Consider the following 11,817-nt stretch of genomic DNA (forward strand, 5'->3'; position numbering starts at 1 on the left):
AAAATTTAGTTCAATGGAGGAAAGAAGACCAGAGGTAGTAGAAGAAAGCATATGGGTAGCAGGAGAAGCCATCAAAAAAGCCCCCAAGCTATACGGTGTGCCTACTGGTGTGGAGGGTCTTGATGAACTCTTCTTTACTTCAGAGGTTCAAGGGGGAAAGCCCGTAAAAAAGCCCCTTGGAGGTATACCCGCCTATTCGGTTGTAAACATAACAGGTGTCTCCGACACAGGCAAAAGCCTTATGGCGGAGCAGTATACGGTAATGCAGGCAAGCAGGGGTGAAGCGGTAGCTTTTATAACGGTGGAATCCCCCGCTCACTTTACCGTCGCTGGGATTAGAGAGAGGGCAAAAGCTATGGGTATGGACTTTGAAAACATAGAAGAGCGTATTATCCTTATAGATGCTGCAAGCCATGGCAGGTTAAGAGAAAACATCCCAGACCTCCTGGCAACCCTGGCTCATGTGATAAAGACTTACAAGGTCAAGCACACGGTTATAGACTCAGTCACAGGGCTATACGAAGCCAAGGAGATGCAGGCAAGGCTTGTGGTGCGTCAGCTCTTTAACTTTATGAAAAAGTGGTATCAGACCGCCCTTTTTGTCTCTCAGAAAAGGAGCGGACACGAGGAGCTTACCGCAGAGGCGGCGGGTGGCTATGCCATAAGCCATATAGTGGACTGCTCCATGGTGCTTTCCAAAGACCTCGTGCTCACACAAGCCCAGTCTAAGCTCTACAAAAAGCCCATAGGGGATGTGGTTCGCCTCTTTCGCATAGATGGCTGTAGGCTCTGCGGGCATGATACAAGAACGCACCTTATGGAAATAACAGAAACAGGTCTTGTAAGGATTGGACCACCGCTGAGTGGATGAAATTAAGGGTATGCTACTACACCCATCGAGGCTACAGACTCATTAACGAAGATGCTCTTCTCATTGGGGGGCTTGTCCTTCAGGAGCAGTTCATGGAAGGGGTAGAATGCCTCAGCTTTGAAGGAGGTGGTCTCTTTGCGGTAGCGGATGGTCTTGGTGGACATGTGGGTGGAGACATCGCCAGCAGGCTACTTCTTGAAATTCTTGCTCAGCTAAGACCGAGGACAGAGCAGGAGCTTCTGCAGGCTCTTAGGAAAGCCAGAGACAGGCTTGAGGACTTTGTGAGGGAAAAGCCAGTATACTCTGGACTTGGCACTGCGGTAGCAGGTCTGCTTTTGCTTGAGGAAAGAAGACTTGTTTTCAATGTGGGAGATTGCAGGGTGTATGGTATAAAAGAGGGCAAAGCCCTGAGGCTTACACAAGACCATTCTGAGGCGGAGGAGCTCGTAAGGGCGGGACTTCTTGATCCCGAAAGGGCAAAACATGACCCAAGGAGAAACTTTCTCACATCTGCTATAATAGGAAGCTCTAACCTTAGAAACTTTGAGGTCTTTATGAGAGAGGTGGAACACTACGGACAATACCTCATATGTTCAGATGGGGTGTGGGAACCTCTCGAGGAGCAAGAGCTTACCCTAACACCAAAAGCTATGGCGGAGCTACTGCTTGAAAAAGGCGGTGATGATAACATGAGCTTTGTGCATATAAGTGTGGAGGTGTAAGATGGAATACCATGTAAAAGACCTAAGCCTTGCGGAGGCTGGCAAAAACAGGATTGAGTGGGCGGAAAGGGACATGCCTGTGCTAAGGAGTATAAGGGATAGGTTCTCAAAGGAAAAGCCCTTCAAGGGCATACGCGTATCCGCCTGCCTTCATGTCACCACCGAGACCGCCAACCTTATGATAACCTTGAAGGAGGGTGGTGCGGAGGTATACCTGACCGCCTCTAATCCCCTTTCTACTCAAGATGATGTAGCTTCTGCCCTTGTGAAATACTTTGACATACCCGTCTTTGCCATTAAGGGAGAGGACACGGACACCTACTATATGCACCTCAGAGAGGTCATAAAAAGAGAGCCACACATAGTAATAGACGATGGTGCGGACCTGATATCCACGCTTCATAGGGAGTTTCCCGAGCTTGCAAAGAAGGTATACGGAGGAATGGAAGAGACCACCACGGGAGTTATAAGACTAAGGGCTATGGCTCAGCAGGGAGTTTTGCAGTTCCCCATAATAGCGGTAAACGACGCCTATACAAAGCATATGTTTGACAACCGATATGGTACAGGGCAGTCCACCATAGATGCCATAATGAGGGCTACCAACAGACTCATAGCAGGCTCTTACTTTGTGGTCGCAGGATACGGATGGTGTGGCAAAGGTGTAGCCCAAAGGGCAAGAGGTATGGGAGCAACGGTTATAGTCTGCGAGGTAGACCCCATAAAAGCCCTTGAGGCAAAGATGGACGGCTTTTTGGTTATGCCCATGGCAGAAGCCTGCAGGCTGGGAGACTTCTTCGTGACGGTCACTGGCAATACCTCTGTAATAAGAGAGGAGCATTTTGAGAGGATGAAAGACGGTGCCATTATCTCCAACGCTGGACACTTCAATGTGGAGATAGACATAGAGGCTCTTGAAAAGTTAAGTGCGAGTAAAAGGGAGATAAGACCTTTCGTGGAGGAGTATAGGCTCAAGGATGGTAGAAGGCTCTATCTTTTGGCACAGGGAAGGCTTGTGAACCTTGCCAGTGCGGAGGGTCATCCTGCGTCAGTGATGGATATGAGCTTTGCCAACCAAGCCCTCTCTGCTGAATACATACTAAGGAACCACAAAGACCTCAGGAAGGATGTTTACAGAGTGCCAGAGGAGATAGATAGGGAGGTGGCATTCCTCAAGCTAAGGAGTATGGGCGTGGAGATTGACCAGCTTACCCCCGAGCAGGTTAAATATCTTTCCTCTTGGGAGTTTGGCACTTAGTTTATAATATTGTGTTCCTTGAAGGAGGTTTAGAAATGGCAAGGTGTTATGTTTGTGGAAAGACCACCAAGTTTGGAAAGAGCGTAACCTTCTCCGCAGAGCAAAACTCAAGGACCTTTAAGCCGAACCTTCAGAAAGTCAAGATTGTTCTTGAGGATGGAACTGTAAAAAGAGTATACGTCTGCACCAAGTGTCTAAAAGCGGGTAAGGTAGTAAAGGCGGTTTCTGTAAGAGACTGATGCCTATTAGGTTTCTTACCGCAGGAGAATCTCACGGAAAGGCTTTGGTTTGCATCCTTGAGGGTATTCCTGCAAACCTTGAGCTTTCTTCTGAGTATATAAACAGAGAACTTCAAAGAAGACAGAGGGGCTATGGCAGAGGAGGGAGGATGAAGATAGAAAGCGACAGGGTGGAGTTTCTCTCTGGTGTGCGCTTTGGCAAAACCCTTGGAAGCCCCATAAGCATGGTCATATGGAACAGGGACTGGGAAAACTGGCAAGAAAAGATGGCATACGAGGGAGAGCCACCAGAGAGCCTTGTGCCCTTTGTAAGACCTCGCCCGGGGCATGCGGACCTTGCAGGTGGCATAAAGTATAACCAGAAGGACCTCAGGAACATCCTTGAGAGAGCCTCCGCCAGAGAGACCGCCTCAAGGGTTGCGGTGGGTGCGGTATGTAAAAGGCTATTGGAGGAATTTGGCATAAGGATAGGTAGTTATGTGGTAAGTATAGGGAGGCTAAAGCCAGAAATAAGGGAAGAGGACCTTCTCAAAAGGCACGAGCTTGCAGAGCTTTCTGAACTGCGTTTCCCAGACCCCTCAAAAGACCAAGACTTCAGGGCGGTTATTGACGAGGCAAAGGAGAGAGGCGAAAGCCTCGGTGGTATCTTTGAGGTCTTCGCCGTAGGTGTGCCACCGGGGCTTGGAAGCCATATCCAGTGGGATAAACGCATAGATGGAAGGATAGCACAAGCTATGATGAGCATACAGGCTATAAAAGGAGTGGAGATGGGGCTCGGCTTTGAAAGTGGCAGGCTCTATGGCTCTGAGGTACACGACGAGATTGGCTGGTCAGAGGAGTTGGGATACTTTCGCTATAGCAACCGCCTTGGAGGAACAGAAGGGGGCATTACCAACGGCATGCCCATTCTTGTTCGGTGTGTCATGAAGCCCATACCAACCCTTACAAAGCCCCTTAGAAGCGTAGACCTGCGGACAAGGGAGGAGGTAAGGGCAGGAAAGGAAAGAAGCGACGTGGTGGCAGTGCCAGCTGCCTCTGTGGTGGGAGAAGCCATGCTTGCCATAGTCTTGGCGGATGCACTGCTTGAAAAGCTGGGCGGAGATTTTATGGAAGAAATAAAGGAACGATTTGAGAGGTATCTCCAGCATGTCAAAAGTTTTTGAGGAGGTGGGAAGGGCTACGCTCCTTACCCTCTGGGGTCTTTACTTTATCTTCAGAAGACCTCCAAAACTAAGGCACTTTATAAAACAGCTTGCATACCTTGCCTCCGAAACGGTGCCGGTTGTAGTAATTACATCCCTTTTTTCTGGAGGTGTAATAGCCCTTCAGACCTACAGCACCTTTCATCGCTTTAATGCGGAGTTCCTCATAGGTGCGGTGGTAGCCATATCCATGGGAAGGGAATTGGGTCCTGTGCTTGCCTCCCTTATGGTGGTGGCAAGGGTAGGCTCCGCCATGACTGCTAATATAGGCACTATGAGGATAACGGAGCAGATAGATGCCCTTGAGGTCATGGGCATAAACCCCAAAAGCTACCTTGTGTCTCCAAGGCTCTTTGCGGGCATTGTGGGCGTTCCCATGCTCGTGGTAATTGCGGACATCTCTGGTATATTTGGTGGATGGTTTGTGGCGGTCAAACTTTTTGGAGTAAATGAATACCTCTTTTGGGAAAAAATGAAAGACCTCGCAGAGCTTTACGACTTTATCGGCGGTCTATACAAGGCGGTCTTCTTCGGCTTTATCATCTCTGCGGTAAGTTGCTATTTTGGATACTACACAAGGGGAGGAACAGAAGGCGTGGGAAGGGCAACTACCAATAGCGTGGTAGCCTCTTCCATGCTAATTTTGATTTCTGACTACTTTTTGACTGCGATAATATTCTAAGTGCATTCTCGCATGACCCGCTGAATGCATTATAATGTAAGGCAAATGCTCTCAGGTAAAAAGGAAAACTTATATAGGATAGAAAACCTTAAAATTGCATCAGTAGAATGATAGAGATGGACAATTTAAATATTCATAAATGGAAAGAAAGAATAGAAGAGAAGCTCAGAGAGCTTTTAACGCCCTTTGAGCCACAGCTCCTTTATCAAGCCATGTCCTACTACCTTTTCCAGGAAGGCAAACGTATAAGACCCCTCTTTTTGTGTGCGGTGTGTAATGCTCTTGGTGGTGATATGGAAGATGCCATCACTGTGGGCTGTGCGGTGGAGATGGTGCATAACTACTCTCTAATTCACGATGACCTTCCTGCTCTTGATAACGACAACCTAAGAAGAGGAAAGCCCACCTGCCACATAGTTTTTGGCGAAGACCTTGCCATACTGGCGGGCGACGCCCTTCTCACCTATGCCTTTGAGGTGCTTTCAAAGAGGGAAAACTTTAATAGTCTTGGGGAAAGGGAACTCCTACTCCTTGTAAGAGAACTTGCCAAAAGCTCAGGCTTTGAGGGCATGGTGGGAGGGCAGGTAATGGATATAAGGAGGCTCTCCTCTCAGGAAGAAATAAGTTTGAAGAAGACCGCAAGGCTCTTCTCCTTTTGCTTTGTGGCAGGGGGCATAGTAGCCAAAAGGTTGGAATTCCTCCAAGCTCTTGAAAACCTCGGGCTAAAGGTAGGATTGCTCTTTCAGATGGTGGATGATTGGAAGGATAAGGACGGCTTTTATCTTTACTATGGTGAAAGCCTATGGAAAAATATAGAGCTTTTTAAGGAGGAATGTATTCACGTAGCTGAAGGTATGAATATGAGAACAGAAGAATTCTTAGGGCTTGTGGAACTCATTACTGGCGGAGGGGGAGGGATTCGAACCCCCGGTGGGCTGTAAACCCACTGGTGATTTCAAATCACCCGCCTTCGTCCACTCGGCCACCCCTCCTAAGCAGACTATATATTATAGCTTTATCTTCCCTTCCTTCAACTCTCTTCTTAGCTGTCTCTCAAGGTCTCTTTGACGGAGCTCTTCTCTTCTATCGTGAGCCTTTTTACCCCGAGCGAGGGCTATCTCCACCTTTGCCTTTCCATTTTTGAAGTATACTCTCAAAGGTATAAGGGTGTAGCCCTTTTCCTTCACCTTTCCCATAAGCCTGAGTATCTCCCTTTTGTGAAGCAAGAGCTTTCTTGTTCTGAGTGGGTCTGGAGGCTTTATGGTTGCATAGCGGTATGGTGCAATATACAGGTTATAGAGCCACGCTTCTCCGTCTTGAATTCTCACAAAGCTGTCTTTGAAGGAAACCGTCTGTCTGTTTCTGAGGGCTTTTACTTCGGGACCTTCAAGGACTATGCCAGCCTCATAGGTTTCCAGTATCTCGTATTCCGCTTTTGCTTCTTTGTTGTAGGCTACAGTAAGCTCTCCAGTCTGCTTAGCCATTCTATTAGTTTAGCATAGCCAATATTTGATGCCTTAACACATGGGCTGGTTTGTAGTCCGGTGCTACCCTTATTGCATTCTCTGCCTCTAAGAGAGCGTCCTTGAACATGCCCTTCATCAGGTAAATTCTCGCCAAGTTCATATGTGGATACTGCCGTGGTTCGTATCTGGGTGCGGTTATAGCCCTCTTGAGCCAGGGAATTGCCTCATCAAGTCTTCCCATAGCCATAAGATATGACCCTATGTCATTATAGGGATTTCCGAAGTCCGGGTCTATCTCTATTGCCTTCAGACAAAGTTCTATCGCAGTGTCAAGCTCACCGAGCATGCTGTATGCCCAGCCCATGTAGGTGTAGGCTTCAGCGGTAGGTTGAAGGTCTATGGATTGTTGGTATAGCTCTATAGCTTGATGCAGATTGCCTGCCATATGTTCCTGAAGAGCCTTCTCTAAAAGCTCCTTTGCATCCTTGCTTATTTCCCTCATAGTGCTATTAAATATATCCCTATCACAAAAATTGACAATATAAGACTAAAGCATGGGTTTACAAGAGGTTATACTTTTTCAAAGCCCTTGCAATTCTTTCATCTTCCTTTGCTAAGTCCTTCATGGCTTCCAGTAGGTTTTTAAACTTTCCACTTTCAAACTTTTCAAGAGCATCATCTGTAGCTTTTTTAACCACCGTCCTTCTATCCCATATAAGCACACCTATAACCGTTGCGACAAGAGCAATTTGCCCCGCAAATATGGCAAGCATTATGTCGATAAGTCTATCTATTTGCCTTTCTACTTGCTCAAACCTTTTGTCTATCTGCTCAAACCTATGCATGATAGCCTTCTGACCCTCCTCAAGCCTTATCATTCTGTCTCTGTCTTCTAAGGTAAAGGGAACTTCCTTAGGAAAGGCAATGCCAAAGAGTAGCACTATCAAAAGAAGTTTCACCATAACTTACCTCCGCTTAGATAATAATTTACTCCCACTCCCTCTCTCTTAGAGAACTTTGAAGGTTTTTGGGAACTTCCACCCTTATGCCAAAGAGCAGTTTTAGCTGAAGAGCATTAAGCACTGCCTGAGCCCTAACAGTGTTGTTGAAGAAGATATAAGTGTCTCTTTCTCCAAGCCTTCTAACCTTTTCCTTTATCTTCTTTAGCTCATCAAGAGAGTAGAGGTAATCGTATGGTTTTTCTGGGTCTCTTCCGTGTAGCCTTATGTAGTTTATGGCACCTATGCCAATCCACGGACCCACGAGAAAACCCTTTCCCTTGGGTGCATCGGTGTTTACAAGGGAAAAGCCAAGCTCTTCAAGGAACTGATAGAAGTCAACCTTCTTAAAGCTCTTGCTTCTGACTTCAATGACCTTTTGAATGCCTTTAAAATCCTCCGATAGCTTTTTTATGTGTCTAAGGTTTTCCTCTCCATAGCCGAATCGCTCGGGAAACTGAAAGAGAAGGGCTATAAACCTGTCCTCTTCAAGAGTTGGCTCAAGGGCATGCAGGAACTTCTTGACATCCTCTTGGGTATAGCTCCTGTGGTGGGTGAAGGTTCTATGAGCCTTGAAGGCAAACCTAAGGCTTGAGCTTCTGGAGAGCATGCTTTTGACCGTGCCTCTGTTGGGAAAGTTGTAAAAGGATGAGTTAATCTCCACCACTTGAAAATACTGGGAGTAAAACCTTATGTAGTCCTCTCTCTTTAAAAGGGGAGGGTAGAACCCTCCCACCCAGTCCTTGTAGAAAAAACCACTACAGCCTATGTATACTCTCAAGGAATGAACTTAGATTTAAAGTCTTTCAGAGCTTCCTCTATCTTTGCCTTGAGCTGGTCATCAAGAGCCTTTTTCTCCTTTATTTCCCTGAGGATGTCCGCCCGCTCCCTATCAAGGTAAGCATACAGCTCCTTTTCAAACTTTCTTACAGACTCAACGGGTAGGTCGTCAAGATATCCGTTTGTGCCTGCGTAGATGGCAATTATCTGCTTTTCTACCGGTATAGGGCTGTAGGGTTCCTGCTTTAGAAGTTCCACGAGCCTAAGACCTCTGTTTATGGTTTGCTGAGTTGCCTTGTCAAGCTCTGAAGCGAACTGCACAAAGGCTTCCAACTCTCTGAACTGAGCAAGGTCAAGCCTGAGGGTTCCAGCAACCTGTTTCATAGCCTTTATCTGTGCCGCACCACCAACCCTGGACACAGAAAGACCCACGTTTATGGCAGGTCTTATGCCCTTGTTGAATAGGTCTGGCTCAAGGTAAATCTGACCATCGGTTATGGATATAACGTTTGTAGGAATGTAAGCGGCCACGTCCCCCGCCTTGGTCTCTATTATGGGCAACGCGGTAAGGGAGCCTGCACCCATCTCATCGTTTAGTTTTGCTGCGCGCTCCAAGAGCCTTGAGTGAAGGTAGAAGACATCTCCGGGGTATGCCTCTCTACCGGGAGGTCTTCTCATAAGGAGAGAGAGCTGTCTGTAGGCTTCTGCGTGTTTGGAGAGGTCATCATAGATAATAAGGGCGTGCTTTCCGTTGTCCCTGAAGTATTCTCCTATGGTGCACCCCACAAAGGGAGCAAGGTATTGCAAAGAGGCTGGGTCTGTGGCGGACGCCACCACCACGCAGGTATATTCCATAGCACCACTTCTTTCAAGAAGCTCTATTATTCTTGCGGTGGTGGACCTCTTTTGACCTATTGCCACATATATACAATAGACATCGGTATCCTTTTGGTTTAGTATAGTGTCTATACATATGGTAGTTCTTCCAGTAGACCTATCTCCAATAATTAGCTCCCTTTGACCCCTTCCTATGGGTATCATGGCGTCTATGGCTTTTATACCCGTCTGTAGCGGCTCGTGGACAGACTTTCTCTTTACCACGCCTGGGGCTATTTTTTCCACTGGAGACCTGTATTCATATTTTATAGGACCCTTTCCATCAAGAGGATTACCCAATGGGTCTATAACCCTTCCTATAAGACCCTCGCCCACAGGAGCGTCCAATATTCTCCCTGTCCTTCTCACTATTGAGCCTTCTCTTATACCGCTCTCGCTACCAAGCACTATAATACCCACGTTGTCCTCTTCAAGGTTAAAGGCAAGTCCCATAGTCCCACCTTCAAACTCCACAAGCTCGTTCGCCATCACATTATCAAGCCCGTAAGCCCTTGCCACACCATCACCCACATAGTAGACCACACCTACCTCTTCCATCTTTGCGGACGCTTCAAATCCCTTTATCTGCTCTCTCAATAACTGAAGAGCTTCCTCATAGGTTATAGTTGCCATAACAAACCTCCTTAGGGTTTTGGAAGTATTTTACTACAAAACTCACAGAAAAACCTACTCTTGGCATCCACATCCTGCAGACTGTTGGAGAAGTTCATAACGCATTTTTTATTTTTACAGTGCATCAGTCCAAAAGTATGACCCAGTTCGTGGTTAACCTCCTTGAAGACCCTTTCAAAGAAAAGCCTCTCATCTTCACTCTTTAATCTGTATGTGCTTACCACCGCATACCTTCCACCAAGTTGGGCAAGCCCAAATATGAAGTTTAGTCCCTCTTCATAAAGGTCAAAGGGTAAGAGTGCCAGAAACTTTAGCATATCAGGATAGTAAACCTTTGATAGAACCTCTAAAAGCGTATCACCCTTATACTGCCCTCTTTGTGGGTTATAGCCAAGTCTTGGTGGAAGTGTAATATGCGAGAACCTTACACCAAAACCAAACACCTCACGTATGTTCTTTGCAGTGGCAAGTATGAGCCTCTTTTCCACACCAAAACCAGCGAGATATATAAACTTACCTTCTTGCATTTCTGAATTCCCTTACTCTCCTGTTGTGTTCTTGATAAGTTTTGCTAAAGTAGTGCCCGCCTGAGCCATCCGCAACAAAGTACAGATAATCAACCTCTGCAGGTTCAAGAACAGCCCTTAGGGACTCAATCCCAGGGTTGCATATGGGAGATGGTGGAAGACCAAAGTAAACATAGGTGTTGTAGGGATCTTCAAGCCTAAGATGGTTAAGTGTCAAACGCCCATCCCATAAGTTTTTTCTTTTCAATGCATATATGACGGTGGGGTCTATCTGCAGTTTCATACCCCTTTTTAGTCTGTTGCGTATAACTGCGGACACAAGGGGTCTTTCTTCTGACTTTGCGGTCTCCTTTTCTATCATGGACGCTATGGTGACCCACTCTTCAAGGGAAAGTTCCTTAAGGTTCTTCCTAAGTTCTTCGGTTTTTCTTAAGAAGTTTTTGTGCATTACATCAATAACCCTTAGAGGGTGTGTATTCTTTGAGAAAAAGTAGGTATCTGGAAAGAGAAAACCTTCCATACTGCTTACTTTGAGCCCATATCTCTTAATGGTTTCTTCAGAAAGCGCATATTTTAGAAAGTCTTCTGCGGAGCATATGCGATTCTCCTCCAAAATCCTCGCTATATCATAAAGGTCTGCACCTTCTGGGATAGTTATTCTGTAGACCTTTTTGAGACCTTTACTGAGCTTTTCGTATATGTCCCATGGAAATACAAGCCCGCCAAACTCGTATTCTCCAGCCTCAAGTTTTCTCTTGTATACCGCATGAATAAGTATAAAACTCATAGGGTTTCTCAGAAGTCCTTCCCTGTATAGCTGGAGGGCTATATCCTTTGTTGGAGTCCCGTAGGCTATTTCTACAGTTTTTTCCTCAGTTTTTACAGGCAAGAAGGAGTAAAAAATAAAAAGAGCTAAGATAAAGAACGGGAGAAAAAACTTCAGGTATCTCATAGGTTCTCTATATATTCCAAAAGTATAAGGTAGGCGGATAAACTATCTTTTAGCTTTTCTCTTTTTTTGGGGTTTACATCCTGCATCAGTCTATAGGCTTCCTCTGTGGTGTATCTCTCATCCCAAAGTAGTACCTCCACATCCTCGGACAAGAAATTTTTGAGCTTTTCCGAGAAATCCTTTACCTCCCTTACTCTTTGTCCCTCCCTTCCTCTTGGTGTGAGGGGGAGCCCTATAAGAATAATATGTGCACCGAATTCCTTTACTTTATCCGCTATTGTCCGAAGGGTTTTCTCACCCCTGTTTTCAATACCTTCCAGCGGTAAAGCTATACCAAGCCTTGTGTCTCCAAGGGCTAACCCTATGCGTTTACTACCATAGTCTATGGCAAGGACCTTCAACCTGTCCTTATACCCACCACCCTATATAGGGGGCAGAAGCCTATGGCAGAAGTCCCTATGAACACTATGCCTATTATACCCAATATCCACCAGGCACCGCCCTTGGTGAAGGCAAGGTAAAGAAAAACAAGTCCTAGCACTATCCTTATAGCCCTGTCCCATGTTGCCATGTTTTTTTCCATGGTTTGCACCTCCTTTTGTAGTAATTTT

The 11,817-nt window shown here is 46.2% G+C and carries 16 protein-coding genes and 1 tRNA gene; 7 read left to right on the top strand and 10 right to left on the bottom strand.

Annotation, left to right across the window (positions count from 1 at the left end):
* The first annotated feature begins 13 nt into the window (after nt 1-13).
* The 7 genes from G3M65_RS05820 to G3M65_RS05850 all read left to right on the top strand — a co-directional run bounded on the left by G3M65_RS05820 (nt 14) and on the right by G3M65_RS05850 (nt 5,915).
* Nucleotides 14-871: a KaiC domain-containing protein gene (locus G3M65_RS05820; protein WP_254426241.1), complete on the top strand. Its 858-nt coding sequence runs from the start codon at nt 14-16 to the stop codon at nt 869-871.
* Complete coding sequence (locus tag G3M65_RS05825) at nt 868-1,593, top strand: PP2C family protein-serine/threonine phosphatase (RefSeq protein ID WP_173833645.1); 726 nt, start codon at nt 868-870, stop codon at nt 1,591-1,593. The genes G3M65_RS05820 and G3M65_RS05825 overlap by 4 nt, the downstream gene beginning before the upstream one ends.
* Nucleotide 1,594: 1 nt before the next feature.
* The gene (gene ahcY, locus G3M65_RS05830) at nt 1,595-2,851 is read left to right on the top strand and encodes an adenosylhomocysteinase (RefSeq protein WP_173833646.1); all 1,257 of its coding nucleotides are present in this window, start codon (nt 1,595-1,597) and stop codon (nt 2,849-2,851) included.
* Between the two features lie 35 nt (nt 2,852-2,886).
* A complete protein-coding gene (gene rpmB, locus G3M65_RS05835) occupies nt 2,887-3,090 on the top strand; it encodes a 50S ribosomal protein L28 (protein ID WP_173833647.1) in 204 nt (67 codons plus the stop codon).
* Complete coding sequence (gene aroC, locus G3M65_RS05840) at nt 3,090-4,253, top strand: chorismate synthase (RefSeq protein WP_173833648.1); 1,164 nt, start codon at nt 3,090-3,092, stop codon at nt 4,251-4,253. The genes rpmB and aroC overlap by 1 nt, the downstream gene beginning before the upstream one ends.
* Nucleotides 4,237-4,974: an MlaE family lipid ABC transporter permease subunit gene (locus tag G3M65_RS05845; RefSeq protein WP_173833649.1), complete on the top strand. Its 738-nt coding sequence runs from the start codon at nt 4,237-4,239 to the stop codon at nt 4,972-4,974. Before aroC ends, G3M65_RS05845 begins: the two co-directional genes overlap by 17 nt.
* Nucleotides 4,975-5,090: 116 nt before the next feature.
* The gene (locus G3M65_RS05850) at nt 5,091-5,915 is read left to right on the top strand and encodes a polyprenyl synthetase family protein (RefSeq protein WP_173833650.1); all 825 of its coding nucleotides are present in this window, start codon (nt 5,091-5,093) and stop codon (nt 5,913-5,915) included.
* Here G3M65_RS05850 and G3M65_RS05855 read toward each other — a convergent pair.
* From G3M65_RS05855 to G3M65_RS05900, 10 genes are all read right to left on the bottom strand, one after another.
* A tRNA-Ser gene (locus G3M65_RS05855) sits at nt 5,876-5,966 on the bottom strand. The genes G3M65_RS05850 and G3M65_RS05855 overlap by 40 nt on opposite strands.
* A gap of 15 nt (nt 5,967-5,981) precedes the next feature.
* Nucleotides 5,982-6,458 carry an SsrA-binding protein SmpB gene (gene smpB / locus G3M65_RS05860; protein WP_173833651.1) on the bottom strand — a complete coding sequence of 159 codons (477 nt, stop codon included), beginning with the start codon at nt 6,456-6,458 and terminating at the stop codon, nt 5,982-5,984.
* Between the two features lie 4 nt (nt 6,459-6,462).
* On the bottom strand, nt 6,463-6,942 hold the full coding sequence (locus tag G3M65_RS05865; RefSeq protein ID WP_173833652.1) for a tetratricopeptide repeat protein: 480 nt from the start codon (nt 6,940-6,942) through the stop codon (nt 6,463-6,465).
* 58 nt (nt 6,943-7,000) lie between these two features.
* The gene (locus G3M65_RS05870) at nt 7,001-7,402 is read right to left on the bottom strand and encodes a hypothetical protein (protein ID WP_173833653.1); all 402 of its coding nucleotides are present in this window, start codon (nt 7,400-7,402) and stop codon (nt 7,001-7,003) included.
* A gap of 25 nt (nt 7,403-7,427) precedes the next feature.
* Nucleotides 7,428-8,219 carry a DUF72 domain-containing protein gene (locus G3M65_RS05875; protein ID WP_173833654.1) on the bottom strand — a complete coding sequence of 264 codons (792 nt, stop codon included), beginning with the start codon at nt 8,217-8,219 and terminating at the stop codon, nt 7,428-7,430.
* Nucleotides 8,216-9,727, bottom strand: a complete 1,512-nt coding sequence (gene atpA / locus G3M65_RS05880) for a F0F1 ATP synthase subunit alpha (RefSeq protein WP_173833655.1) — start codon at nt 9,725-9,727, stop codon at nt 8,216-8,218. The genes G3M65_RS05875 and atpA overlap by 4 nt, the downstream gene beginning before the upstream one ends.
* Before the next feature lie 11 nt (nt 9,728-9,738).
* Nucleotides 9,739-10,254 (bottom strand): archaemetzincin family Zn-dependent metalloprotease, encoded by a 516-nt coding sequence (locus G3M65_RS05885; protein ID WP_173833656.1) that lies wholly within the window; start codon nt 10,252-10,254, stop codon nt 9,739-9,741.
* Nucleotides 10,241-11,206, bottom strand: coding sequence for an endolytic transglycosylase MltG (mltG, locus tag G3M65_RS05890; RefSeq protein WP_173833657.1), 966 nt, complete (start codon nt 11,204-11,206; stop codon nt 10,241-10,243). The genes G3M65_RS05885 and mltG overlap by 14 nt, the downstream gene beginning before the upstream one ends.
* Nucleotides 11,203-11,607, bottom strand: coding sequence for a Holliday junction resolvase RuvX (gene ruvX / locus G3M65_RS05895; protein WP_173833658.1), 405 nt, complete (start codon nt 11,605-11,607; stop codon nt 11,203-11,205). Before ruvX ends, mltG begins: the two co-directional genes overlap by 4 nt.
* Complete coding sequence (locus tag G3M65_RS05900; protein ID WP_173833659.1) at nt 11,604-11,789, bottom strand: YgaP family membrane protein; 186 nt, start codon at nt 11,787-11,789, stop codon at nt 11,604-11,606. The genes ruvX and G3M65_RS05900 overlap by 4 nt, the downstream gene beginning before the upstream one ends.
* Nucleotides 11,790-11,817 lie beyond the last annotated feature (28 nt).

Origin of the sequence: Hydrogenobacter sp. T-8 (genome assembly GCF_011006175.1) — a bacterium.
Taxonomy (GTDB): domain Bacteria; phylum Aquificota; class Aquificia; order Aquificales; family Aquificaceae; genus Pampinifervens; species Pampinifervens florentissimum.